At 72.7% G+C, this 22,755-nt stretch carries 20 protein-coding genes and 1 pseudogene; 18 read left to right on the top strand and 3 right to left on the bottom strand.

What is annotated here, in order from left to right:
• Window positions 1-35 precede the first annotated feature (35 nt).
• Window positions 36-689 (top strand): DJ-1/PfpI family protein, encoded by a 654-nt coding sequence (locus ACIPXC_RS17145; protein ID WP_401618336.1) that lies wholly within the window; start codon window positions 36-38, stop codon window positions 687-689.
• Here the strand turns inward: ACIPXC_RS17145 and ACIPXC_RS17140 are convergent.
• Window positions 673-1,413: an enoyl-CoA hydratase/isomerase family protein gene (locus ACIPXC_RS17140; protein ID WP_401618629.1), complete on the bottom strand. Its 741-nt coding sequence runs from the start codon at window positions 1,411-1,413 to the stop codon at window positions 673-675. The two genes, ACIPXC_RS17145 and ACIPXC_RS17140, sit on opposite strands and share 17 nt — an antisense overlap.
• Before the next feature lie 87 nt (window positions 1,414-1,500).
• Here ACIPXC_RS17140 and ACIPXC_RS17135 point away from each other — a divergent pair, with 87 nt between their 5' ends.
• Both ACIPXC_RS17135 and ACIPXC_RS17130 read left to right on the top strand, forming a co-directional pair.
• Entirely contained in the window at window positions 1,501-2,187 is a 687-nt protein-coding gene (locus tag ACIPXC_RS17135; RefSeq protein WP_401618333.1) for an HdeD family acid-resistance protein, read from the top strand.
• 130 nt (window positions 2,188-2,317) lie between these two features.
• Complete coding sequence (locus tag ACIPXC_RS17130) at window positions 2,318-2,812, top strand: ATP-binding protein (RefSeq protein WP_401618627.1); 495 nt, start codon at window positions 2,318-2,320, stop codon at window positions 2,810-2,812.
• A 41-nt stretch (window positions 2,813-2,853) separates the two neighbouring features.
• On the opposite strand, the gene idi is transcribed toward ACIPXC_RS17130, so the two are convergent.
• Both idi and ACIPXC_RS17120 read right to left on the bottom strand, forming a co-directional pair.
• Entirely contained in the window at window positions 2,854-3,453 is a 600-nt protein-coding gene (idi, locus tag ACIPXC_RS17125) for an isopentenyl-diphosphate Delta-isomerase (RefSeq protein ID WP_401618330.1), read from the bottom strand.
• Window positions 3,454-3,601: 148 nt separating this feature from the next.
• A pseudogene (locus ACIPXC_RS17120) lies at window positions 3,602-4,267 on the bottom strand (GNAT family N-acetyltransferase); the annotation flags it as partial.
• 497 nt (window positions 4,268-4,764) lie between these two features.
• On the opposite strand from ACIPXC_RS17120, the gene ACIPXC_RS17115 reads away from it, so the two are divergent.
• From ACIPXC_RS17115 to ACIPXC_RS17045, 15 genes are all read left to right on the top strand, one after another.
• On the top strand, window positions 4,765-6,552 hold the full coding sequence (locus ACIPXC_RS17115; RefSeq protein ID WP_401618624.1) for a DUF5941 domain-containing protein: 1,788 nt from the start codon (window positions 4,765-4,767) through the stop codon (window positions 6,550-6,552).
• Window positions 6,549-7,301: a sugar phosphate nucleotidyltransferase gene (locus ACIPXC_RS17110; RefSeq protein ID WP_401618328.1), complete on the top strand. Its 753-nt coding sequence runs from the start codon at window positions 6,549-6,551 to the stop codon at window positions 7,299-7,301. The genes ACIPXC_RS17115 and ACIPXC_RS17110 overlap by 4 nt, the downstream gene beginning before the upstream one ends.
• Window positions 7,289-8,350 carry an iron-containing alcohol dehydrogenase family protein gene (locus tag ACIPXC_RS17105; RefSeq protein ID WP_401618325.1) on the top strand — a complete coding sequence of 354 codons (1,062 nt, stop codon included), beginning with the start codon at window positions 7,289-7,291 and terminating at the stop codon, window positions 8,348-8,350. Before ACIPXC_RS17110 ends, ACIPXC_RS17105 begins: the two co-directional genes overlap by 13 nt.
• A complete protein-coding gene (locus tag ACIPXC_RS17100; protein ID WP_078906844.1) occupies window positions 8,328-9,107 on the top strand; it encodes a CDP-alcohol phosphatidyltransferase family protein in 780 nt (259 codons plus the stop codon). Before ACIPXC_RS17105 ends, ACIPXC_RS17100 begins: the two co-directional genes overlap by 23 nt.
• Window positions 9,108-9,115: 8 nt before the next feature.
• Window positions 9,116-9,997 carry a glycosyltransferase family 2 protein gene (locus ACIPXC_RS17095; protein ID WP_401618621.1) on the top strand — a complete coding sequence of 294 codons (882 nt, stop codon included), beginning with the start codon at window positions 9,116-9,118 and terminating at the stop codon, window positions 9,995-9,997.
• Between the two features lie 94 nt (window positions 9,998-10,091).
• Entirely contained in the window at window positions 10,092-11,021 is a 930-nt protein-coding gene (locus ACIPXC_RS17090) for an ABC transporter permease (RefSeq protein WP_401618322.1), read from the top strand.
• Window positions 11,014-11,796, top strand: a complete 783-nt coding sequence (locus ACIPXC_RS17085; RefSeq protein ID WP_401618319.1) for an ABC transporter ATP-binding protein — start codon at window positions 11,014-11,016, stop codon at window positions 11,794-11,796. The genes ACIPXC_RS17090 and ACIPXC_RS17085 overlap by 8 nt, the downstream gene beginning before the upstream one ends.
• 436 nt (window positions 11,797-12,232) lie before the next feature.
• Entirely contained in the window at window positions 12,233-13,117 is an 885-nt protein-coding gene (hpnC, locus tag ACIPXC_RS17080) for a squalene synthase HpnC (RefSeq protein WP_401618316.1), read from the top strand.
• The gene (gene hpnD / locus ACIPXC_RS17075; protein ID WP_401618314.1) at window positions 13,114-14,094 is read left to right on the top strand and encodes a presqualene diphosphate synthase HpnD; all 981 of its coding nucleotides are present in this window, start codon (window positions 13,114-13,116) and stop codon (window positions 14,092-14,094) included. The genes hpnC and hpnD overlap by 4 nt, the downstream gene beginning before the upstream one ends.
• Before the next feature lie 418 nt (window positions 14,095-14,512).
• The gene (gene hpnE / locus ACIPXC_RS17070) at window positions 14,513-15,892 is read left to right on the top strand and encodes a hydroxysqualene dehydroxylase HpnE (RefSeq protein ID WP_401618311.1); all 1,380 of its coding nucleotides are present in this window, start codon (window positions 14,513-14,515) and stop codon (window positions 15,890-15,892) included.
• Complete coding sequence (locus tag ACIPXC_RS17065) at window positions 15,889-17,058, top strand: polyprenyl synthetase family protein (RefSeq protein WP_401618309.1); 1,170 nt, start codon at window positions 15,889-15,891, stop codon at window positions 17,056-17,058. Before hpnE ends, ACIPXC_RS17065 begins: the two co-directional genes overlap by 4 nt.
• 120 nt (window positions 17,059-17,178) lie before the next feature.
• Window positions 17,179-19,398, top strand: coding sequence for a squalene--hopene cyclase (shc, locus tag ACIPXC_RS17060; protein ID WP_401618306.1), 2,220 nt, complete (start codon window positions 17,179-17,181; stop codon window positions 19,396-19,398).
• Window positions 19,398-20,099 (top strand): 1-hydroxy-2-methyl-2-butenyl 4-diphosphate reductase, encoded by a 702-nt coding sequence (locus ACIPXC_RS17055; protein WP_401618303.1) that lies wholly within the window; start codon window positions 19,398-19,400, stop codon window positions 20,097-20,099. The genes shc and ACIPXC_RS17055 overlap by 1 nt, the downstream gene beginning before the upstream one ends.
• Before the next feature lie 5 nt (window positions 20,100-20,104).
• A complete protein-coding gene (hpnH, locus tag ACIPXC_RS17050; RefSeq protein ID WP_401618619.1) occupies window positions 20,105-21,136 on the top strand; it encodes an adenosyl-hopene transferase HpnH in 1,032 nt (343 codons plus the stop codon).
• Window positions 21,133-22,539, top strand: coding sequence for an aspartate aminotransferase family protein (locus ACIPXC_RS17045; RefSeq protein ID WP_401618300.1), 1,407 nt, complete (start codon window positions 21,133-21,135; stop codon window positions 22,537-22,539). The genes hpnH and ACIPXC_RS17045 overlap by 4 nt, the downstream gene beginning before the upstream one ends.
• The last annotated feature ends 216 nt before the right edge of the window (window positions 22,540-22,755 follow it).

Raw genomic sequence — 22,755 nt, 5'->3', positions numbered from 1 at the left:
CCGGGCCGCAGCCGTTCGACCGCTCCGGAGGAGCCATGCAGATCGCCGTCCTGCTCTACGACCGCTTCACCGCGCTCGACGCCATCGGCCCGTTCGATACTCTCGGCCGGCTGTCCGGCGCCGAGGTCGTGTTCGTCTCCGAGCGGCCCGGGCCGGTACGGACCGACAACGGCTCGCTCGCACTCGTCGCGGACAGGGGGCTCGACGAGGTGACCCGGCCCGACCTCGTCATCGTGCCCGGCGGGCCGCACCCCGAGCTGGAGATGGCCAACCCCGTGGTCATGGACTGGCTGCGCACGGTCGACGCCACCACCACCTGGACCACCTCGGTGTGCACCGGATCCCTGCTGCTGGCCGGCGCGGGACTGCTGCGGGGGCGGCGGGCGACCAGCCACTGGCTGCACCTGGACCGGCTGGCGAAGCTCGGGGCCGAGCCGACCGGCGAGCGCGTGGTGTTCGACGGCAAGTACGTCACCGCGGCCGGGGTGTCCTCCGGGATCGACATGGGGCTCGCCCTCCTCGGCCGGATCGCCGGTGACGGGTTCGCCCAGGCCGTGCAGCTGATGACCGAGTACGACCCCCAGCCGCCCTATGACGCGGGCTCGCCCGAGAAGGCCCCGGCCGCCATCGTCGCGATGCTGCGCGAGAACAACGCGCCCGGCCGGGACGCGGTCAGGGCGTCCAGGTGAAACGGGGCGCCCGTCGCTCCAGGAACGCGGCCACCCCCTCGGCGGTGTCGGCGTTCCCGGCCGCCTGCTCCTCCCAGTACGCGGCCCGGTCCTCGCGGCCGTCGGCGAACTCCTTGGCCGCCGCCTGCGTCAGCTGCGAGCGGGAGGCCAGGACGCGGGCGAACTCGGCGACGCGCTTGTCCAGCCCGCCGGCCGGCAGCAGCTCGTTCAGGAACCCGGCGTGCAGCGCCTGCTCCGCGCCGATCAGCTCCGCGGAGAAGAGGAGGTACTTGGCCCAGGCCGGGCCGACCAGGGAGGCGAGCCTGCGGGTCGAGGACGCCGGGTAGACGATGCCCAGCTTCGCCGGGGTCACCCCGAAGGACGCCCCCTCCTCGGCGAAGCGCAGGTCACAGGCGGCCGCCAGCTGGCTGCCGCCGCCCACGCAGAACCCGCGGATCGCGGCCAGCGTCGGCTTCGGGAAGGCAGCCAGGGCCTCCTCCGCCGCCACGGCGAGGGCCCGCGGGTCGTCGTCCCCGGTGAGGGAGGAGATGTCGGCGCCCGCGCAGAAGGTCGCTCCGGCCCCGGTGAGGACGAGCACCCGTACGGCCGGATCGCCCGCCAGGCCGTCCAGCAGCCCGGGCAGCGCCCGCCACATCGAGGCGGTCATGGCGTTGCGCTTGGCGGGGTGCGAGACGACGACGGTGGCGACCCCGTCGGAGACCGTGTGCAGGAGGGTTGCGTCCAGGGCTGCGTCCATGCGCCGGATGCTATCCCGGTCGGTGAAACCTATGATCGAAGGAGTCTGTCGGGGGTGCGAGGAGGTGGCACGGCCATGGGCGCAGACCGTACGCGGCGCACCCCGGCCGGGGGCCGGGAACCGCAGCGGGAGAAGCGGGAGGTCAGCCGCAGCTTCGGTCTGATGGCCGGGCTCGGGGTACTCCTCGTGCTGGCCGGCCTGGTGGGTCTGGTCTACACCGGCCTCGCCACGCTCACCTCGATGTTCCTCTTCGGCTGGCTGCTGCTCATCGGCGGTGTGGTCGGTCTGGTGCAGGCGGTGCAGTCGCGGGGGAGCAGCTACTTCTGGCTCGCCGTCATCGTCGCCGCGATCAACATCGCGGCGGGCTTCGTGATCCTGCGCCGCCCCGAGGCGAGCGCCGAGGCACTGACCATGTTCGCGGCCCTGCTCTTCCTCACCGGGGGACTGTTCCGGCTGGTCGGAGCGCTGGTGGTGCGGGGTGCCAACTTCGGGCTGGCACTCGTTCAGGGTGCCTTCGGGGTGCTGCTGGGCTTCCTGATCCTCTCCAACTGGCCCGGCAACAGTCTGTACGTGATCGGAACCTTCTTCTCGCTCGCCCTGCTGTTCGACGGCCTGAGCCTCATCGCCATGGGCCTGGGTGCGCGGCGCATCCTGGGGTTGGTCAGGGAAGACGAGGCGACGGCGGAGAACGGCGACGCGAAGGGGACGCGTGAGGCGGCCGAGAAGCGCCCGGCAGAAGATCAGGAACAGACCAACAACTGACGGCGTCATACGCCAATGGTCAGAATGTGTCCGAATGACGCTGACTTCTGGTCAGCAGTCCGGGCCGGACCCACCCCTTCACCACTCTTGTCGCGTGGAGACGATCGAGCGTGAAGACGGGGGCCGGGAGATGGACGCCAGCGGGAGCGGCCCACGGGCCGGGGAAGGGGGGCCGCAGGCCCCGGCCGGCCCCCTCGCCTACGAGGGCGTGTGGAGGTTCACCGCTCCCGCGGTAGAAGAATCCGTTCCGCAGGCACGCCGGGCCGTCCGGGACCTGCTCGGGCGCCAGGGGGTGCCGGCCCATCAGGACCTCGTGTACTCCCTGCTCCTGATCGTCTCCGAACTGGTGACGAACTCGGTCCGGCACGCCGCCCTGCTCTCGCCCGAGGTCGCGGTCGAGGTCGCCATCGGCCGCGAGTGGGTACGGGTGGCCGTCGAGGACAACCATCCCTACCGCCCCAAGGCGCTGGAGGCCGACTTCGGCCAGACCGGCGGCCGGGGCCTGCTGCTCGTCCGCGAGATCACCCTGGAGTCCGGCGGGGTCTGCGACGTCGAGCACACCTCCACCGGCGGCAAGGTCGTCTGGGCGGCCCTCCCGCTCGCCACCCCGCCGGCCACGCGCTGAGCGCAGGACGGCGGGGGCGGCGACGAGGACGGTGCGGGGGACTACCAGCCCGCCGCGTCGCCGGTCAGCTCGCGGATCGCGGGCCGTGCCGCGTCCAGCACGGTCATGAACCAGGCCGAGAACGGAACTTCCGCGTGACGTTTCGCCAGCTCCTCGGCGGTCACGAAGGCGGTGTCCTCGACCTCCTCCGGATCCGGCCGCACGGCGGCCTGCGCAAGTCCCACGAACAGGTGATTGAACTCCTGCTCCACGAGGCCCGACGCCGGGTCCGGGTGGTTGTAGCGCACCGTCCCCGCCTGCGCGAGCAGCGACGGCGACAGCCCCAGCTCCTCGTGGGTGCGCCGGGCCGCGGCCGCGAACGGAGATTCCCCGGGGTACGGGTGACCGCAGCAGGTGTTCGACCAGACGCCCGGCGAGTGGTACTTCCCGAGGGCCCGCCGCTGCAGCAGCAGACGGCCCTGCTCGTCGAACAGGAACACGGAGAACGCCCGGTGCAGCTGCCCGGGGGCCTGATGGGCGGAGAGCTTCTCCGCCGTGCCGATGGTGTTGCCGGACTCGTCGACCAGTTCGAGCATGATCGGTTCTTGAGTACCGGTGCCGTGGGACGCGCTGTTCGCGGCGGTGGCTGGTGTGGTCGGCATACCCATCCTTCGCTTCGGACTTCGGCCTTCAGTCTGCCGTACAAAAGAGGCTTGTCCCCACTTCGGACATCCGCGCATGTCCGCCCCCCGCCCCGTGCTAGGCGGGGGGCGGACCCCTGCGGATCACCTCGTGCGGCGCTCCCGCGCGTCAGACTCCGAACGGGGCCGGATACGTGATCGTTCCCGCCGGGACCTCGACGGAACCGTCCAGTACCAGCGCCATCAGCGCCTCGTCCGGGACCTCGAAGGGCGCCCGGATCCCGAACCGCGACGCCGCCGTGAAACCGAAACGCGGGTAGTACGAGGGGTGCCCCAGGACCAGCACCAGTGCCTCCCCCCGCTCGCGGGCCGCCGCGAGCAGCGCCCGTACGACGGCGCTGCCCGCGCCCGAGCGCTGGTGGGCGGGATCCACGGCCACCGGGGCGAGCGCCAGCGCCGGGGCGCCGCCGACCTCGCACCGGGTGAGCAGCGCGTGCGCCACGACCGATCCGTCGGGGGCCTCGGCCACGTACGACAGCCCGGGCAGCCAGGCGCCGTCCGCGCGCAGCGCGTCCACGAGATCCGCCTCCAGCGGGGTCTCGAAGGCCGCCAGGTTGACCGCCCGTACGGCGGCCGTGTCCGCCGCCGTCTCCGGGCGGGCGGGCCAGGCGTCGCCGCCGCCGGCCTCCACCGGACGCGGCACGTAGCCGGTGCAGCCGTACTCGTGCCCGTGGCGGGCCCGTACGCCGAGTTCCTCGCGGGTGGCGTCCACCGCCCGCGCCGTCGCGGGGGAGTCCTCGCCGGTCCGGTCGCGGACGCGCTCGGCGAGCGGGCCGTCGTGCTGAAGAGTGAGGAAGGCCCCGAAGGAGGCGTTCTCCTCGGTGTCGCGGGTGTTGCCGGTGGTGTGGGTGTTGCCTGGGGTGTGGGTGTTGTCGGTCAACGTGAACCCTTGAAAAGGGGCTCCGGCCGATCTGGATGTTCCCCGGCGAAATCCGGGAGAACGGTGGATCAGGCCCGGCCGGTCGCCCGGGGGAAACGGGGGATGCACCGGAGTTCGCAGCGCTCGGCCGCGACCACTGCGACGGTCATCGACCCACCTCGATCCACTCGACACCTTCAGGGGCGTGTCCACCGTAACATCCAGGCCGTTTGTGGTACCGCGTCGTGATCACCGATGATGATCACGACCCGGCCCGAACCCCGGATATTCGGCTTATCGGGGCGTGAACGGGTGATGAATCCCTGCTTCCATTCATCCGATAGCCTCAGCCGACGTGCCGCCGCCCCGAACGGGCGCGCCCGTTCGGAATCCGTTACAAGGAGTGAGTTCGCCTGCCGACCGTCATCCTCACCGGCCTGCCGGTCCCCGGATCGCCGCTCGCGGACGAGCTCCGCTCCCTGGGCTTCGAGGTCCGCCCGGCCGCCGGTCCCCAGGACGCCGCCGCCGCGCTGGCCGGCGTACCCGCCGAGCAGCGGGTGGCCGTCGTGGACGCCGCCTTCGTCGGGCACGTGCACGCGCTGCGGCTCGCGCTGACCGACCCGCGCTTCGACGCCTGCGCCGTCACCGGCGCCCTCTCCGTACAGGCGGGCGCCCGCGAGGCCCTCGACAAGGCCGTCGCCACCGAGGGCGCCCACGGGCCCGGCCCCTACGCCGACCGGCTCGCCGCCGCCGTCGAGGCCACCGGCACCACCGTCCAGCGGCCCGAGCTCGGCAGCCTGGTCGCCGCCGTCCCCGCCGACGCGGAGGCGCGCGCGGCGGCCACCGCCGCCGTCGCCGCCGTGGACGAGGAGGCCGTGCGGCTGCGGTCCGCCGTGAAGTCCCGCGACGGGTTCTTCACCACCTTCTGCATCAGCCCGTACTCGCGCTACATCGCCCGCTGGTGCGCGCGCCGCGGCCTCACCCCGAACCAGGTCACCACCGCCTCGCTGATCACCGCGCTGATCGCGGCGGGCTGCGCGGCCACCGGCGAGCGCTGGGGCTACGTCGCGGCCGGTGTCCTGCTGATCGTCTCCTTCGTCCTGGACTGCACCGACGGGCAGCTCGCCCGCTACTCCCTGCAGTACTCGACGATGGGCGCCTGGCTCGACGCGACCTTCGACCGGGCGAAGGAGTACTCCTTCTACGCCGGCCTCGCGCTCGGCGCGGCCCGCAACGGTGACGACGTCTGGGGCCTGGCCCTCGGCGCGATGATCCTGATGACCTGCCGGCACGTCGTGGACTTCTCCTTCAACGAGGCCAACCACGACGCCGACGCCAACACCAGCCCGACGGCCGCCCTCTCGGACCGGCTCGACAGCGTCGGCTGGACGGTCTGGGCCCGCCGGATGATCATCCTGCCGATCGGCGAGCGCTGGGCGATGATCGCGGTCCTGACCGCCTTCACCACCCCCCGGATCGTCTTCTACGCCCTGATCGTCGGCTGTTCCTTCGGTGCCCTCTACACCACCGCGGGCCGCGTCCTGCGGTCCCTGACCCGCAAGGCCCGGCGCACCGACCGCGCCGCCCGGGCGCTCGCCGACCTCGCCGACTCCGGCCCGCTCGCCGAGCTGCAGGCCCGGCTGCTGCGCGGCCGCTCCGGAAGCTTCGGCTCCGTCTACGTCGCCGCCCTCGGCACCGCTCTGATGGCCGGCGCCGCCGTCTACCTCCCCTTCGGCGACCCGCGGCTGATCGCCGTCGCCGTGATCTACGCCATGACGGCCGGGCTCGCCGTCGCCGCCCCCCTCAAGGGCGCGCTCGACTGGCTGATCCCGCCGCTGTTCCGCGCGGCCGAATACGTGACGGTCCTCGCGCTCGCCGTCAAGGCGGACGTCCCCGGGGCCCTCCCGGCGGCATTCGGCCTGATCGCGGCGGTCGCCTACCATCACTACGACACGGTGTACCGCATTCGCGGTGGCACCGGCGCGCCCCCGCACTGGCTGGTGCGGACCATCGGCGGCCACGAGGGCCGGGTCCTGCTGACCGCGGTCCTCGCCGCCGTCCTCGTGGACCGCGCATCGGACTTCCCCGTCGCGCTCACGGCCCTGGCCGTGTTCGTGGCACTCGTGGTGCTCGTGGAGAGCATCCGCTTCTGGGTCTCCTCCGGGGCACCCGCCGTACATGACGAAGGAGAACCAGCATGATCGGCCTTGTCCTCGCTGCCGGTGCGGGACGCCGCCTGCGCCCCTACACCGACACCCTGCCCAAGGCCCTCGTGCCCGTCGGCCCCGAGGGTGACGAGGAGAGCCTGACGGTTCTCGACCTGACCCTCGGCAACTTCGCCGCGGTCGGTCTCACCGAGGTCGCGGTCGTCGTCGGCTACCGCAAGGAGGCCGTCTACGCGCGCCAGGCCGCGCTGGAGGCCAAGTACGGGCTGAAGATCACGCTGATCGACAACGACAAGGCCGAGGAGTGGAACAACGCCTACTCCCTGTGGTGCGCCCGTGAGGTCCTGGGGCGCGGTGTGATCCTCGCCAACGGCGACACCGTCCACCCGGTCTCCGTCGAGGAGACCCTCCTCGCCGCCCGCGGCAACGGCCAGAAGATCATCCTCGCCCTCGACACGGTCAAGAGCCTTGCCGACGAGGAGATGAAGGTCGTCGTCGACGGGGACCAGGGCGTCCGGAAGATCACCAAGCTCATGGACCCCGCCGACGCCACCGGCGAGTACATCGGCGTCACGCTGATCGAGGCCGAGGCCGCGCAGGCCCTCGCCGAGGCGCTGAGGACCACCTTCGAGCGAGACCCGGACCTCTACTACGAGGACGGCTACCAGCAGCTCGTCAACGACGGGTTCGTGGTCGACGTGGCCCCCATCGGCGACGTCAAGTGGGTCGAGATCGACAACCACGACGACCTCGCCAAGGGCCGGACGATCGCATGCCAGTACTGACGAGGCTCATCCCCTCGCCCGTCGTCGTCGACATCAGTCGCGGGGCGATGGACGACCTGGCCGGCGTTCTGGCCGACCAGCGGATCTCCGCCTCCGGCAAGCTCGCCATCGCGATCAGCGGGGGCTCCGGCGTGGCGCTGCGCGCCAGGCTGGAGCCCGTGCTCCCGCACGCCGACTGGTACGCCGTCGTCGACGGCACCATCGACTCCGCGGTCAAGCTGGCCGACGACATAAAGGGCCGCCGCTACGACGCCGTCGTGGGCCTGGGCGGCGGCAAGATCATCGACGTGGCCAAGTACGCCGCGGCGCGGGTCGGGCTGCCCATGGTGGCCGTCGCCACCAACCTCTCGCACGACGGCATCTGCTCCCCGGTGTCCATCCTGGACAACGACAACGGCCGCGGCTCCTACGGCGTCCCCACCCCGATCGCCATGGTGATCGACCTCGACGTCATCAAGGACGCCCCGGTGCGGTTCATCCGCGCCGGCATCGGCGACGCGATCTCCAACATCTCGGCGATCGCCGACTGGGAGCTCTCGCACCGGACCACCGGCGAACCCGTCGACGGCCTGGCCGCCGCCATGGCCCGTACGGCGGGCGAGTCCGTGCTGCGCCACCCCGGCGGCTGCCGCGACGACGAGTTCCTCACCGTGCTCTCCGAGGCGCTCGTGCTCTCCGGTATCGCCATGTCGATCAGCGGGGACTCCCGCCCGTCGTCCGGCGCCTGCCACGAGATCAGCCACGCCTTCGACCTGCTCTACCCGGGACGCTCCGCGCTCCACGGCGAGCAGGTCGGCATCGGCGCGGCCTTCGCGATGCACCTGCGCGGGGCGGGGGACGCCTCCGGCCATTTCGTCGAGGTGCTGCGCCGGCACGACCTGCCGGTCGCGCCCGAGGAGATCGGCTTCAGCGTCGACGAGTTCGTCGCGGCCGTCGAGTACGCCCCCCAGACCCGCCCGGGACGCTTCACGATCCTGGAGCACCTCAACCTGTCCGCCGCCGAGATCAGGGACGCTTACGCCGACTATGCCAAGACCATCCGTAGCTGAACTCCGGCCCGTCGTTCACCCCGCGGGCGTGAAGGACCGGGTCAGCGGCGAACACTGGGGCGGGCGCCTCTACATGCGCGAGATCTCCCTGCGCATCACCCGTCTCCTGGTCACCACCAAGGTCACGCCCAACCAGCTGACCTACCTGATGACCCTCGCCGGCGTCCTCGCCCTTCCCGCCCTGCTGGTGCCGGGCATCCCGGGCGCCGTCCTCGGCGTGGTCGCGGTCCAGATGTACCTGCTGCTCGACTGCGTCGACGGCGAGGTCGCCCGGTGGAAGAAGCAGTACTCGCTCTCCGGGGTCTACCTGGACCGGGTCGGCGCCTACCTGTGCGACGCGGCGGTCCTGGTCGGCTTCGGCCTGCGCGCCGCCGACCTGTGGGGCACCGGCGGAGCCGACTGGCTGTGGGCCTTCCTGGGCACCCTCGCCGCGCTCGGCGCGATCCTGATCAAGGCGGAGACCGACCTCGTCGGCGTCGCCCGCCACCAGGCCGGGAAGCCCGTGGTCAAGGACGCGGCGGCCGAGCCGCGTGCGAAGGGCATGGCGCTCGCCCGCCGGGCCGCCGCCGCGCTGAAGTTCCACCGCCTGATCCTCGGCATCGAGGCCTCGCTGCTCATCCTGGTGCTGGCCGTCCTGGACCAGATGCGCGGAGACCTGTACTGGTCCCGCGTCGGCGTCGCCGTGCTCGCGGCCATCGCGATGCTCCAGACCGTGCTGCACCTGGTGTCCATCCTCGCGTCCAGCAGGCTCAAGTGACCGCCCCGATGCGGCTGGGCGCCGTCGTCATCACCATGGGCAACCGGCCCGACGAGCTCAAGGCACTTCTGGACTCGGTGGCCCGCCAGGACGGCGACCCGGTCGAGGTCGTCGTCGTGGGCCAGGGCGTGAAGGTCGCCGAGGTGGCGGACCTGCCGCCGGGGGTCCGCTCCGTCGACCTGCCCGAGAACCTGGGCATCCCGGGCGGCCGCAACGTCGGCATCGAGGCCTTCGGCCCCGGCGGCCGCGACGTGGACGTGCTGCTCTTCCTCGACGACGACGGACTGCTGGAGCGCACCGACACCGCCGAGCTGTGCCGGCGGGCCTTCGCCGAGGACCCCGCGCTCGGGATCGTCAGCTTCCGGATCGCCGATCCCGACACCGGGCGGACCCAGCGCCGCCACGTGCCGCGGCTGCGGGCCTCGGACCCGATGCGGTCCTCACGCGTGACCACCTTCCTGGGGGGCGCGAACGCCGTCCGCACGACGGTGTTCGAGCAGGTCGGCGCCCTCCCGGGGGAGTTCTTCTACGCTCACGAGGAGACCGATCTGGCCTGGCGCGCGCTCGACGCGGGGTGGCTGATCGACTACCGAGCGGACATGGTGCTGCTGCACCCGACGACCGCCCCCTCCCGGCACGCGGTCTACCACCGTATGGTGGCCCGTAACCGCGTGTGGCTCGCCCGCCGCAACCTGCCCGCACCGCTGGTACCGGTCTACCTGGGCGTCTGGCTCCTGCTGACGCTCGTACGGAAGCCCTCGGGACCCGCGCTCAAGGCCTGGTTCGGCGGGTTCCGCGAGGGATGGACCACCTCTTGCGGACCGCGCCGCCCGATGAGATGGCGCACGGTCTGGCGGTTGACCCGCCTGGGCCGACCTCCTGTCATCTGACCAGCCCGCGTCTGGGAACATGACGCGATCACGGGCTTCGGGCCACCAGCCCGATGCCCACCTGGCCGCATCTTGAAGACGAAAGTTTCAACTTGTGAGTGACACAACCCACGACGGCGCCCTCGCCACGAGCAGGCCGCCGTCCGCAGACGCGGGGCTCAGCGCCGCGGAGCTGGCCAGGAAGTACGGCCTCTCGGTCAGCGGCGCCCGGCCCGGCCTGGGCGAGTACGTGCGGCAGCTCTGGGGCCGGCGCCACTTCATCCTGGCCTTCTCCCGGGCCAAGCTGCTCGCGCAGTACAGCCAGGCGAAGCTCGGCCAGCTCTGGCAGGTGGCCACCCCGCTGCTGAACGCGGTCGTCTACTGGCTGATCTTCGGGCTGATCCTCGGCGCGGGCCGGGAGATGCCCAAGGACGTCTACATCCCCTTCCTGGTGATGGGCATCTTCGTCTTCACCTTCACGCAGAGTTCCGTGATGGCGGGCGTCCGGGCGATCTCGGGGAACCTCGGGCTGGTGCGCGCGCTGCACTTCCCGCGCGCCTCCCTGCCGGTGTCGTTCTCGCTCCAGCAGCTCCAGCAGCTGCTGTACTCGATGATCGTCGTCTTCGTGATCGCCCTCTGGTTCGGCAACTACCCGCGGCTGTCCTGGCTGCTGGTCGTCCCGACGCTGGCGCTGCAGTTCGTCTTCAACACCGGCCTCGCCATGATCTTCGCGCGGATGGGTTCCAAGACCCCCGACCTCGCGCAGCTGATGCCGTTCGTGATGCGCACCTGGATGTACGCCTCCGGCGTCATGTTCCCGATCGCGGTCTACCTCAAGGACCAGCCGCAGTGGATCAGCGACGTGCTGCTGTGGAACCCGGTCGCGATCTACATGGACCTCATCCGGTTCGCGCTGATCGACGACTACGGCGCGAGCAACCTGCCCCCGCACGTGTGGGCCTTCGCCGTGGGCTGGGCCGCGGTGATCGGTATCGGCGGCTTCGTCTACTTCTGGAAGTCCGAGGAGCGTTACGGCCGTGGCTGACAACACCCAGGGGCGCGTCCCCACCGTGATCGCGGACGGCGTCCACATCGTCTACCGCGTCAACACCGGCAGCAGCGGCAAGGGCGCGGCCACCGCCGCGCTCAGCAAGATAGTGCGCCGGAGGAAGGGCGACGCCCCGGGCGTCCGCCGCGTCCACGCCGTGCGCGGGGTCTCCTTCACCGCGTACCGCGGCGAGGCCATCGGCCTCATCGGCTCCAACGGCTCCGGCAAGTCCACCCTGCTGCGCGCCATCGCCGGCCTGCTGCCCTGCGAGGAGGGCAAGGTCTACACCGACGGCCAGCCCTCGCTGCTGGGCGTGAACGCCGCGCTGATGAACGACCTCACCGGTGAGCGCAACATCGTCCTCGGCGGTCTCGCCATGGGGATGAGCCGCGAGCAGATCAAGGAGCGCTACCAGAGCATCGTCGACTTCTCGGGGATCAACGAGAAGGGCGATTTCGTCTCCCTGCCGATGCGCACCTACTCCTCCGGTATGGCGGCGCGACTGCGGTTCTCCATCGCGGCGGCCAAGGACCACGACGTCCTGATGATCGACGAGGCGCTGGCCACCGGTGACCGCGCCTTCCAGGTGCGTTCGGAGAACCGGATCAAGGAACTCCGGGAGAAGGCCGGCACGGTCTTCCTCGTCAGCCACAACAACAAGTCCATCCGGGACACGTGCGACCGCGTGCTGTGGCTGGAGAAGGGCGAGCTCCTGATGGACGGGCCCACCGAGGAAGTCGTCTCGGCCTACGAGAAGGCCACCAGCGGCTGACCCCGGGGTCGCGCGGCGCCGCCGCGGCGTCCACCCGCTTCCCCTGAAGGCCCCTGCCGCTCAGCTCAGCGCGGCGGGGGCCTTGAGCGTGCGCCCGCAATACGCCGCGTGCGCGTTCTCGTATTGAGCGACGACATTCGGTGGCGCAGCGAATACCCGAGCGGCCTCCGCGGCGTTGTACAGCGTAAGCTGAAGCGGTCCTGAATCGCGGCAAGAGGGGACGATTCCCCGCAGGTGAACGGCCCTGGGGCAGCCCCGGGAAAACCCCGGCGGCGTGTCCGAAATAGGATGCATTCGGTCGGCAGTGTAGAACGGGAGATGTGACGGCAATGGCTACGGGAATTCTCCGGCCCCCAGGGACGGCGGCCGTCCCCGCCCCGGGCGGCGGGCGGTGAACCCGGGGCACGGCACCCGACCCCTGTCCGACACGGTCCATGTGAGCGCCACCCTCGACAAGGCGACGGCGGAGAACTTCCCCGTCGCCCCCGCCTTCCTGCCCCGCGCCTGGCGCGACGGGCTGACGGCCGTCTACGGCTACGCCCGCCTCGTCGACGACATCGGCGACGGCGACCTCGCCCCCGGCGGACGCGACGCCGTGCTCCTCGGCCTCGACCCGGCCGCGGTGGACGACCGGCTCGCCCTGCTCGACGCCCTCGAAACCGACCTGCTGCGCGTGTTCGGCTCCGCCGACGGCCCCCCGCGCCACCCGCTGCTACTCGCCCTGCGGCCCGTGGTCGGCGCCCACGGCCTGACCCCCGAGCCCTTCCTCGGACTCATCGAGGCCAACCGGCAGGACCAGCGGGTCAGGCGCTACGAGACCTACGGGGACCTCGTCGCGTACTGCGAGCTGTCCGCCAACCCGGTCGGACGGCTCGTGCTGTCCCTCACCGGCACCAGCACGCCCGAGCGGATCCGGCTCTCCGACGCCGTCTGCACCGCCCTGCAGATCGTCGAGCACGTCCAGGACGTCGCCGAGGACCTCGGCCGCGACCGGATCTACCTGCCCGCCGAGGACATGCGGCGCTTCCACGTGTCCGAGGCCGACCTCGCGGCCCCGTCCGCCGGCGCCTCGGTGCGCGCCCTGGTCGCCTACGAGTCCGAGCGCGCACGCGCGTTGCTGGATGAAGGCATCCCGCTCGTGGGTAGCGTGCACGGCAGGCTCCGGCTGCTGCTCGCGGGCTTCGTGGGAGGAGGGCGCGCCGCCCTGCGAGCCGTCACCGCCGCGGGCTTCGACGTACTCCCCGGCCCGCCCAAACCCACCAAGAGCGGCCTGCTCCGCGAGGTTGCCGCCGTCCTGCGCACAGCGCCGAGAAAGAGGTGAGCCCGACCGTGGAGGGCCCCACACACGCGTCCGCACAGACTGCGATGTCCGCACCGGTCTCGGCGGCCTACAGCTACTGCGAGGCCGTCACCGGCGCGCAGGCACGCAACTTCGCGTACGGAATCCGGCTGCTGCCCACCGACAAGCGCCATGCGATGTCCGCGCTCTACGCCTTCTCCCGCCGTGTCGACGACATCGGCGACGGCACGCTGCCCGCCGGGACCAAGCTCGCGCGCCTGGAGGAGACCCGGGCCGTCCTCGGACGGATCCGCGCCGGCGAGGTGGACGAGGACGACACCGACCCCGTCGCCGTCGCGCTGGCGCACGCTGCCCGCCGCTTCCCGATCCCGCTCGGCGGCCTCGACGAACTCATCGACGGCGTGCTGATGGACGTCCGCGGCGAGACCTACGAGACCTGGGACGACCTCAAGGTCTACTGCCGGTGCGTGGCGGGCGCCATCGGACGGCTCTCGCTCGGCGTCTTCGGCACGGTCGGCGCACCGGGACGGGGCACGCCGGAGGCCGCGCGCGCCGCCGAGTACGCCGACACCCTCGGCCTCGCCCTGCAACTCACCAACATCCTGCGCGACGTTCGCGAGGACGCGGGCAACGGACGCACCTACCTGCCCGCCGAGGACCTCGCCAAGTTCGGCTGCTCGGAAGGGTTCCGGGCCGGCCGGCTGCCCGCCGGGGCCGACTTCGCCGGACTGGTCCACCACGAAGTCCGGCGCGCCCGCGCCCTGTTCGCCGAGGGCTACCGGCTGCTGCCGATGCTCGACCGGCGCAGCGGCGCCTGCGTGGCCGCCATGGCCGGCATCTACCGGCGCCTCCTCGACCGCATCGAACGGGAGCCGCAGGCGGTCCTGCGCGGCCGCGTCTCGCTGCCGCCGCACGAGAAGGCGTACGTCGCCGTGCGCGGCCTGTCCGGCCTCGACGCCCGCACCGTCACCCGCCAGGCCGTCCGGAGGCGGATGTGACGATCCGGACGAAGGCCGTCCCGCCGCGCACCGCCACCGCCCGGCGGCTGCCCCGCACCCGCCCCCGGCACTCCACGGCCCCGCCGACCCCCCTCCCGGCCGGCCCGACCGCCGCCGCGGCCCGGGCGACCGCCCCGGAAGGCGCACACACGGGTGCGGTCAGCGCCCCGCGCGTCACGGGCGCGGCCGCGGACCGGGCCGGCGCTCCCGGGACGCCCCCGCAAGCCCACCCGGCGCGCGCCGGCGGCGCACGGCGTACGGGTGCGGCGCGCCGCACCGGCCGCGCGCCGGCCGGGGCAACCACGCCGACGGCGGGCGCGTCCCTCCCTGCGGACCGAGACCGGACCGGGCGGGACACGGCAGGAAGCGCGGGCCTGCCCACCGGCCCGGAGGGCAGGCGCACCACAGGGGAGGGCGCATGACGGGCACCGACCGGCACGCCGTCGTCGTGGGCGGCGGACTCGCAGGCGTCACCACCGCCCTCGAACTCGCCGACGCCGGACTCCGCGTCACCCTGCTCGAAGGCCGCCCCCGGCTCGGCGGGCTCGCCTTCTCCTTCAAGCGCGGCGACCTGCACGTCGACAACGGCCAGCACGTCTACCTGCGCTGCTGCACCGCCTACCGGTGGTTCCTCGACCGCGTCGACGGCGCCGCCCTCGCACCGCTCCAGGACCGGCTCGACGTACCCGTCCTCGACGTCGCCCACCCCCGCGGGCCGCGCCTGGGACGGCTGCGCCGCGGCGGCCTGCCCGTGCCCCTGCACCTCGCCGGAGCCCTGGCCCGCTACCCGCACATGTCCCTCGCCGAGCGCGCGAGCGTCGCCCGCGCCGCCCTCGCCCTGCGCCGCCTCGACCCGGCGGACCCGGCACTGGACGGCCTGGACTTCGCCACCTGGCTCGGCCGCTACGGACAGTCCGCCCGCACCATCGAGGCCCTGTGGGACCTCGTCGGCATCGCCACCCTCAACGCCACGGCCGCGCACTCCTCGCTCGGCCTGGCCGCCATGGTCTTCAAGACCGGCCTGCTCTCCGAGAAGGGCGCGGCCGACATCGGCTGGGCCCACGTGCCGCTCGGCGACCTGCACGACACCCTCGCCCGCAAGCAACTCGACGCGGCCGGGGTACGGACCGAACTGCGCACCCGGGTCACCGCCGTCACCCGCACCGCCGCAGGGGCCTGGCGTGTCGACACCGAGCAGGAGTCGCTGGAGGCGGGCACCGTCGTTCTCGCCGTACCCCAGCGCGAGGCCCACGGGCTGCTGCCCCCCGGAGCCCTCGCCGATCCCGACACGCTCCTCGACATCGGCACCGCACCCATCCTCAACGTCCATGTCGTCTACGACCGCAAGGTGCTCAAGCAGCCCTTCTTCGCCGCACTCGGATCCCCGGTGCAGTGGGTCTTCGACCGCACCGACTCCTCCGGACTCCCCGACGGCGGCCAGTACCTGGCGCTGTCCCAGTCCGCAGCCCAGGACGACATCGACGAGCCCGTCTCGGTGCTGCGCGCCAAGTACCTGCCCGAGCTGGAGCGGCTGCTGCCCGCCGCCCGCGGGGCCAAAGTACGCGACTTCTTCGTCACCCGGGAGCGGACGGCGACCTTCGCACCCACCCCCGGCGTCGGCCGGCTGCGCCCCGGGGCGCGGACCGACACGCCGGGGCTCTACCTGGCCGGTGCGTGGACTGCCACGGGTTGGCCCGCGACCATGGAGGGCGCCGTCCGGAGCGGACTGAGCGCGGCGCAGGCCGCACTCGCCGCGCTCGGCCGCCACCGCGAACATCCTCTGCAGGAGGCGGCATGACGACCACCACCACCGGCACTACCGGCACCACCAGCACAGCACGTACAGGAACAAGAGGAGCGCCAGTGAACCCGGGGAACCCGGCTGTCGAGAACACGGATGCCAGTGTGGGCGCAGCCGGAAGGGGCGTGGAGAAGGCGGACACCGTCGCCCTCCTGGAACGCGGCCGGACGATGTCGACCCCCGCGCTCCGCGCGGCCGTCGACCGGCTCGCCGCACCCATGGACACCGTCGCCGCCTACCACTTCGGCTGGATCGACGCCCAGGGCCACCCGGCCGACGGCGACGGTGGCAAGGCCGTGCGCCCCGCCCTCGCCCTGCTCTCCGCCGAGGCCGCGGGCGCCGCACCGGAGGTCGGCATCCCCGGCGCCGTCGCGGTGGAACTCGTGCACAACTTCTCGCTGCTCCACGACGACCTGATGGACGGCGACGAGCAGCGCCGCCACCGCGACACCGTGTGGAAGGTCCACGGACCGGCCCTCGCGATCCTGGTCGGCGACGCCCTCTTCGCCCTCGCCAACGAGATCCTGCTGGAACTCGGCACCGTCGAGGCGGGCCGCGCCACGCGCCGCCTGACCACCGCCAGCCGCAAGCTCATCGACGGCCAGGCGCAGGACATCTCCTACGAGCACCGCGAGCGCGTCAGCGTCGAGGAGTGCCTGGAGATGGAGGGCAACAAGACCGGCGCCCTGCTCGCCTGCGCCGTCTCCATCGGCGCCGTGCTCGGCGGCGCGGACGACCGTACGGCCGACAAGCTGGAGGAGTACGGCTACCACCTCGGCCTCGCCTTCCAGGCCGTCGACGACCTCCTCGGCATCTGGGGCGACCCGGAGTCCACCGGCAAGCAGACCTGGAGCGACCTGCGCCAGCGCAAGAAGTCCCTCCCGGTGGTCGCCGCCCTCGCCGCCGGCGGCCCGGCCTCCGAACGCCTCGCCGAACTGCTCGCCGCCGACGCCAAGACCAGCGACTTCGAGAACTTCTCCGAGGAGGAGTTCGCGGCCCGCGCGGCCCTCATCGAGGAGGCCGGCGGCCGCCAGTGGACCGCGGACGAGGCGCGCCGCCAGCACGCCGTCGCGATCCGGGCCCTGGACGACGTCGACATGCCGCAGCGGGTACGCGAACAGCTCGTGGACCTCGCCGACTTCGTCGTCGTACGCAAGAGGTGACCGTCACCCGGCAGCGGATATGAATCGCGAGTCGCCGGCCGGCGCCGCCACCTGAGCGTGGCGCGCACCGGCCGACGGCGGACCCCAGCACAGCACAGGACACTGTTCTAAGGGGAAGCCATGACAGCGACGACCGACGGCAGCGCGGAGAGCGCCGGCGCCGGCAGCGAATCCACCCCGGGCGCCCCGCCGCCCGGCACCGCCGGGGCGGCCGTCCCGCGGACCGAGTACGGGCTCGCGGGCCCGCCCGACCCCGCCGTCGGAGCCGGGACCCCGGCCGGCGCCGGCCCCTGCGTGCCGGTGGCGGTCACCGAGCGGGTCGCCGCGCCGCCCGGGCCGGTCCGGCGCCCCGGCCCGCCGGCCACCTACCGGCAACCGGGCGAACCCTGCACGGGACGGGCCGCGGCGGACCTGCCCCCACCGCCGGCCGGCAGCCCGAGGGAGGTGTACGAGGCCGCCGCGCGCGCGACCCGGCACCTTCTGGCGCGCCAGGACCCCGCGGGCTGGTGGAAGGGCGACCTGGAGACCAACGTCACCATGGACGCCGAGGACCTCCTGCTGCGGCAGTTCCTCGGCATCCGGGACGAGGCCACCACGTACGCGGCCGCCCTGTTCATCCGCGGCGAGCAGCGCGAGGACGGCACCTGGGCCACCTTCCACGGCGGACCGCCCGAACTGTCCGCCACCATCGAGGCCTACGTCGCGCTGCGCCTGGCCGGAGACCTGCCGGACGCCCCGCACATGAGCCGCGCCTCGGCCTGGATCCGGGCGAACGGCGGGATCGCCGCCGCCCGCGTCTTCACCCGGATCTGGCTCGCCCTCTTCGGCTGGTGGAGCTGGGACCACCTGCCCGAACTCCCGCCCGAGCTGGTGTTCCTGCCGCCCTGGGTGCCCCTGAACATCTACGACTTCGGCTGCTGGGCCCGCCAGACCATCGTCCCGCTCACCGTGGTGTCCGCCCTGCGCCCCGTCCGCCCGGCGCCCTTCGCCCTGGACGAGCTCCACACCGACGCGCGGACCCCGTACCCCGCCACCCGCATGGCACCGCTGACCAGTTGGGACGGCGCCTTCCAGCGGATGGACAAGGCCCTGCACGTCTACCGGAGGTTCGCCCCGCGCCGGCTGCGCAAGGCGGCCATGGACACCGCCGCCCGCTGGATCGTCGAGCGCCAGGAGAACGACGGCTGCTGGGGCGGGATCCAGCCGCCCGCCGTGTACTCCGTCATCGCACTGCACCTGCTCGGCTACGACCTCGGGCACCCGGTGATGCGCGCCGGGCTGGAGTCCCTGGACCGGTTCGCGGTGCGTCGCGAGGACGGCGCCCGGATGATCGAGGCCTGCCAGTCCCCGGTGTGGGACACCTGCCTCGCCGCGATCGCACTGGCTGACGCGGGCGTGCGCCCCGACCATCCGGCGCTGGTGCGGGCCGCCGACTGGATGCTCGGCGAGGAGATCACCCGCACCGGGGACTGGGCGGTGCGCCGGCCGGGGCTGGCACCGGGAGGCTGGGCGTTCGAGTTCCACAACGACACCTACCCCGACATCGACGACACCGCCGAGGTCGTCCTCGCCCTGCGCCGGATCAGGCACCCGGACCCGGTCCGGGTCGACGCGGCCATCGCCCGCGGAGTGTCCTGGAACCTCGGCATGCAGTCGAAGGACGGCGCCTGGGGCGCCTTCGACGCCGACAACACCAGCCCCTTCCCCAACAGGCTCCCCTTCTGCGACTTCGGCGAGGTCATCGACCCGCCGTCGGCCGACGTCACCGCCCACGTGGTGGAGATGCTCGCCTTCGAGGGCCGGGCGGGCGACGCCCGGACCCGGCGCGGCATCGCCTGGCTGCTCGACGCACAGGAGCCGGACGGCAGCTGGTTCGGCCGCTGGGGCACCAACTACGTCTACGGCACGGGCTCGGTGGTGCCGGCCCTCATCGCGGCCGGCATCGCCCCGGGGCACCCCGCGGTGCGGCGGGCCGTGCGCTGGCTGGAATCCGTACAGAACGAGGACGGCGGCTGGGGCGAGGACCAGCGCTCCTACCAGGACCGGTCGTGGGCCGGGAAGGGCGCCTCCACCGCCTCGCAGACCGCGTGGGCCCTGATGGCCCTCCTGGCGGCCGGGGAACGCGACGGCAAGGCCGTCGAACGCGGCATCGCCCACCTGGTCCGGACCCAGCACGAGGACGGTTCCTGGGACGAGCCGTACTTCACCGGCACCGGCTTCCCCTGGGACTTCTCCATCAACTACCACCTGTACCGGCAGGTGTTCCCGCTGACCGCGCTCGGCCGCTACCTGTACGGCGAACCGTCCGCCCCGGCGGGCTCACCCGGCGGGGGCCACTGATGTCCCCCGCCGCGGGGGACCGCACCGCGGGGGACCGCACCGCGCGGGGCGGCCCGCTGCTGGTCGCCTGCGCGCTGCGCATCGAGCAGATGGCGCTGCGCAGCGCGGGGCACCGCTCCCCGCACGGCACGGACGCGCACGGCGGGGCGTACAGCGGGGCGTACACCCTCCTGCGCACCGGGATGGGCCCGCGCGCGGCCGAACGGGCCGTCCTCGCGGCCCTGGACGGCCCCGGCACGGACCGGGCCGCCGTCCTCGCCACCGGGTTCTGTGCCGGGCTCGTCCCCGGCATGAGCCCCGGCGACCTCGTCGTCGCGGAGGAGACCCGCGACCCGCGGGGGACCGTCCCCTGCACCGGGACCGCGCTGCTCGCCGAGGCGCTGGCCCGGGCCGTCCCCGGCCGGACCGTGCACATCGGCCCGCTGACCGGCTCCGACCACGTCGTCCGCGGCCGGGAGCGCGCGCGGCTGCGCGCCACGGGCGCGGTCGCGGTCGACATGGAGTCCGCGGCGACCCTCCGGGCCGCGGTCCGCGGCGGGGACCGCCCCGTTGCGGCCGTCCGGGTGATCGTGGACGCTCCGGAGCACGAGCTCGTCCGGATCGGCACGGTGCGCGGGGGAATATCGGCCTTCCGTGTCCTGCGTGCCGTACTGCCCGCGTTTTACGAATGGCACCGTTCTTCGCTGCTCCCCAGGAGGTGAGCCAGATGGCCATGCCGCTGCGCCAGACCATCAGGGTCGGGACCTATCTGCTCGAACAGAAGCTCCGCAAGCGTGAGAAGTTCCCGCTGATCGTGGAGCTGGAGCCGCTCTACGCGTGCAACCTGGCCTGTGAGGGCTGCGGGAAGATCCAGCACCCGGCGGGCGTGCTCAAGCAACGCATGCCGGTCGCCCAGGCGGTCGGCGCCGTGCTGGAGTCCGGTGCGCCGATGGTGTCCATCGCGGGCGGGGAGCCCTTGATGCACCCGCAGATCCACGAGATCGTGCGGCAGTTGGTGGCCCGGCGGAAGTACGTCTTCCTGTGCACCAACGCGCTGCTGCTGCGCAAGAAGATCGAGAAGTTCACCCCCTCCCCGTACTTCGCCTTCGCGGTGCACATCGACGGCCTGCGTGAGCGCCACGACGAGTCGGTGGCCAAGGAGGGCGTCTTCGACGAGGCGGTCGAGGCCATCAAGGAGGCGAAGCGGCGGGGATTCCGGGTGACCACGAACTCCACTTTCTTCAACACCGACACCCCGCAGACGATCATCGAGGTGCTCAACTTCCTCAATGACGACCTGCAGGTGGACGAAATGATGATCTCGCCCGCCTACGCCTACGAAAAGGCGCCGGACCAGGAGCATTTCCTCGGCGTCGACCAGACCCGCGAACTCTTCAGGAAGGCCTTCGCGGGCGGCAACCGGCGGCGCTGGCGGCTCAACCACTCCCCGCTCTTCCTCGACTTCCTGGAAGGAAAGGCCGATTTCCCCTGCACCGCCTGGGCCATTCCGAATTACTCCCTCTTCGGCTGGCAGCGCCCCTGCTATCTGATGAGCGACGGCTACGTGCCGACGTACCGGGAACTCGTGGAGGACACCGACTGGGACAAGTACGGCCGCGGGAAGGACCCGCGCTGCGCGAACTGCATGGCGCACTGCGGTTACGAGCCCACCGCTGTCCTCGCCACCATGGGCTCCCTGAAGGAATCCCTGCGGGCCGCCCGGGAGACGGTCGGCGGCAACCGGGACAGGTCGGCATGAGTCCGGCGGAAGAGGGACGGGACGGGGGTTTCGACCTCCGGGCCCTGCTCGCCGCGCGCGGGGCGGAGCGGTACGAGCTGCACGCCCGCCACCTCAACCACCAACTGCCCCGGATGCTCCGCACCATCGGCTTCGACAAGGTCTACGAGCGGGCCGAGGGAGCCCACTTCTGGGACGCCGAGGGCAACGACCACCTCGACATGCTCGCCGGCTTCGGGGTGATGGGCCTGGGCCGGCACCACCCCGTCGTCCGCCGGGCCCTGCACGACGTGCTCGACGCCCAGCTCGCCGACCTCACCCGCTTCGACTGCCAGCCGCTGCCCGGGCTGCTGGCCGAGAAGCTCCTGTCGTACAGCCCGCACCTGGACCGGGTCTTCTTCGGCAACAGCGGCACCGAGGCGGTGGAGACGGCTCTGAAGTTCGCCCGGTACGCCACCGGGCGGCCCAGGATCCTCTACTGCGACCACGCCTTCCACGGGCTGACCACCGGCTCGCTGTCGGTGAACGGCGAGGCCGGGTTCCGGGACGGGTTCGCGCCGCTGCTGCCCGACACCGGGGTCGCGCTGGGGGACCTGGCCGCCCTGGAGCGGGAGCTCAGGCGCGGGGACGTCGCCGCCTTCGTCGTGGAGCCGATCCAGGGCAAGGGGGTCCTCGCCGCCCCGCCCGGGTTCCTGCTCGCCGCGCAGGAGCTGCTGCACCGGCACGGGGCGCTGCTGATCGCGGACGAGGTGCAGACCGGGCTGGGGCGTACCGGGGACTTCTACGCGTACCAGCACGAGCCGGGTGTCGAGCCCGACCTGGTGTGCGTGGCCAAGGCGCTGTCCGGCGGCTACGTGCCGGTCGGCGCGACCCTGGGCAAGGACTGGATCTTCAAGAAGGTCTACTCGTCCATGGACCGGGTGCTCGTGCACTCCGCGAGCTTCGGGTCCAACGCGCAGGCGATGGCGGCCGGGCTGGCGGTGCTGTCGGTCATGGAGGACGAGCAGCTCGTGGCCCGCGCGCGGGCCACGGGCGACCTGCTGCGCGGGCGCCTGGCGGCCCTGGTGGACGAGTACGAGCTGCTGCACGAGGTACGCGGGCGCGGCCTGATGATCGGCATCGAGTTCGGGCGGCCCACCTCGCTGGGGCTGCGCAGCCGGTGGACGATGCTCCAGGCGGCCCGCAAGGGTCTCTTCGCGCAGATGGTCGTGGTGCCGCTGCTGCAGAAGCACCGGATCCTCACCCAGGTGTCCGGGGACCATCTGGAGGTGATCAAGCTGATCCCGCCGCTGGTGCTGGACGAGCGGGACGTCGACCGGTTCGTCGGCGCCTTCCGCGAGGTCATGGACGACGCGCACGGCGGGTCCGGACTGATGTGGGACTTCGGCAGGACGCTGGTGAAGCAGGCCGTCGCGGCGCGCTGAAGGCCTGCTCCCACCAGGCGGCCTGCGTCCCTCTCCGGCGGCCGGCGTCCCCTTCCGGTCTTCCCGGATCAGACCAACAGCCGGTCGCGGAGCCGGTCGAGGGGGGGGGGGGGGCGCCCCCCCCCCCCCCCCCCGGCCCCCCCCCCCCCCCCCCCCCCCCCCCCCACGGGGGGGGGGGGGGGGGGGGCATCATAATGGCCCGGGGCGGGGCCGCGG

It is taken from the genome of Streptomyces sp. NPDC090021, from assembly GCF_044748225.1.
Lineage (GTDB): Bacteria > Actinomycetota > Actinomycetes > Streptomycetales > Streptomycetaceae > Streptomyces.
This window is presented reverse-complemented; position numbering and strand designations above follow the sequence as displayed.

Coding starts and splice junctions, on each gene's coding strand:
- hpnH (WP_401618619.1), top strand. CDS start 20,105: ATGGCCATGCCGCTGCGCCAGACCATCAGGGTCGGGACCTATCTGCTC.
- hpnE (WP_401618311.1), top strand. CDS start 14,513: ATGACGGGCACCGACCGGCACGCCGTCGTCGTGGGCGGCGGACTCGCA.
- shc (WP_401618306.1), top strand. CDS start 17,179: ATGACAGCGACGACCGACGGCAGCGCGGAGAGCGCCGGCGCCGGCAGC.
- ACIPXC_RS17095 (WP_401618621.1), top strand. CDS start 9,116: ATGCGGCTGGGCGCCGTCGTCATCACCATGGGCAACCGGCCCGACGAG.
- ACIPXC_RS17045 (WP_401618300.1), top strand. CDS start 21,133: ATGAGTCCGGCGGAAGAGGGACGGGACGGGGGTTTCGACCTCCGGGCC.
- ACIPXC_RS17105 (WP_401618325.1), top strand. CDS start 7,289: ATGCCAGTACTGACGAGGCTCATCCCCTCGCCCGTCGTCGTCGACATC.
- ACIPXC_RS17135 (WP_401618333.1), top strand. CDS start 1,501: ATGGGCGCAGACCGTACGCGGCGCACCCCGGCCGGGGGCCGGGAACCG.
- ACIPXC_RS17145 (WP_401618336.1), top strand. CDS start 36: ATGCAGATCGCCGTCCTGCTCTACGACCGCTTCACCGCGCTCGACGCC.
- idi (WP_401618330.1), bottom strand. CDS start 3,453: ATGCCGACCACACCAGCCACCGCCGCGAACAGCGCGTCCCACGGCACC.
- ACIPXC_RS17065 (WP_401618309.1), top strand. CDS start 15,889: ATGACGACCACCACCACCGGCACTACCGGCACCACCAGCACAGCACGT.
- ACIPXC_RS17055 (WP_401618303.1), top strand. CDS start 19,398: ATGTCCCCCGCCGCGGGGGACCGCACCGCGGGGGACCGCACCGCGCGG.
- ACIPXC_RS17130 (WP_401618627.1), top strand. CDS start 2,318: ATGGACGCCAGCGGGAGCGGCCCACGGGCCGGGGAAGGGGGGCCGCAG.
- ACIPXC_RS17100 (WP_078906844.1), top strand. CDS start 8,328: ATGCCAAGACCATCCGTAGCTGAACTCCGGCCCGTCGTTCACCCCGCG.
- ACIPXC_RS17110 (WP_401618328.1), top strand. CDS start 6,549: ATGATCGGCCTTGTCCTCGCTGCCGGTGCGGGACGCCGCCTGCGCCCC.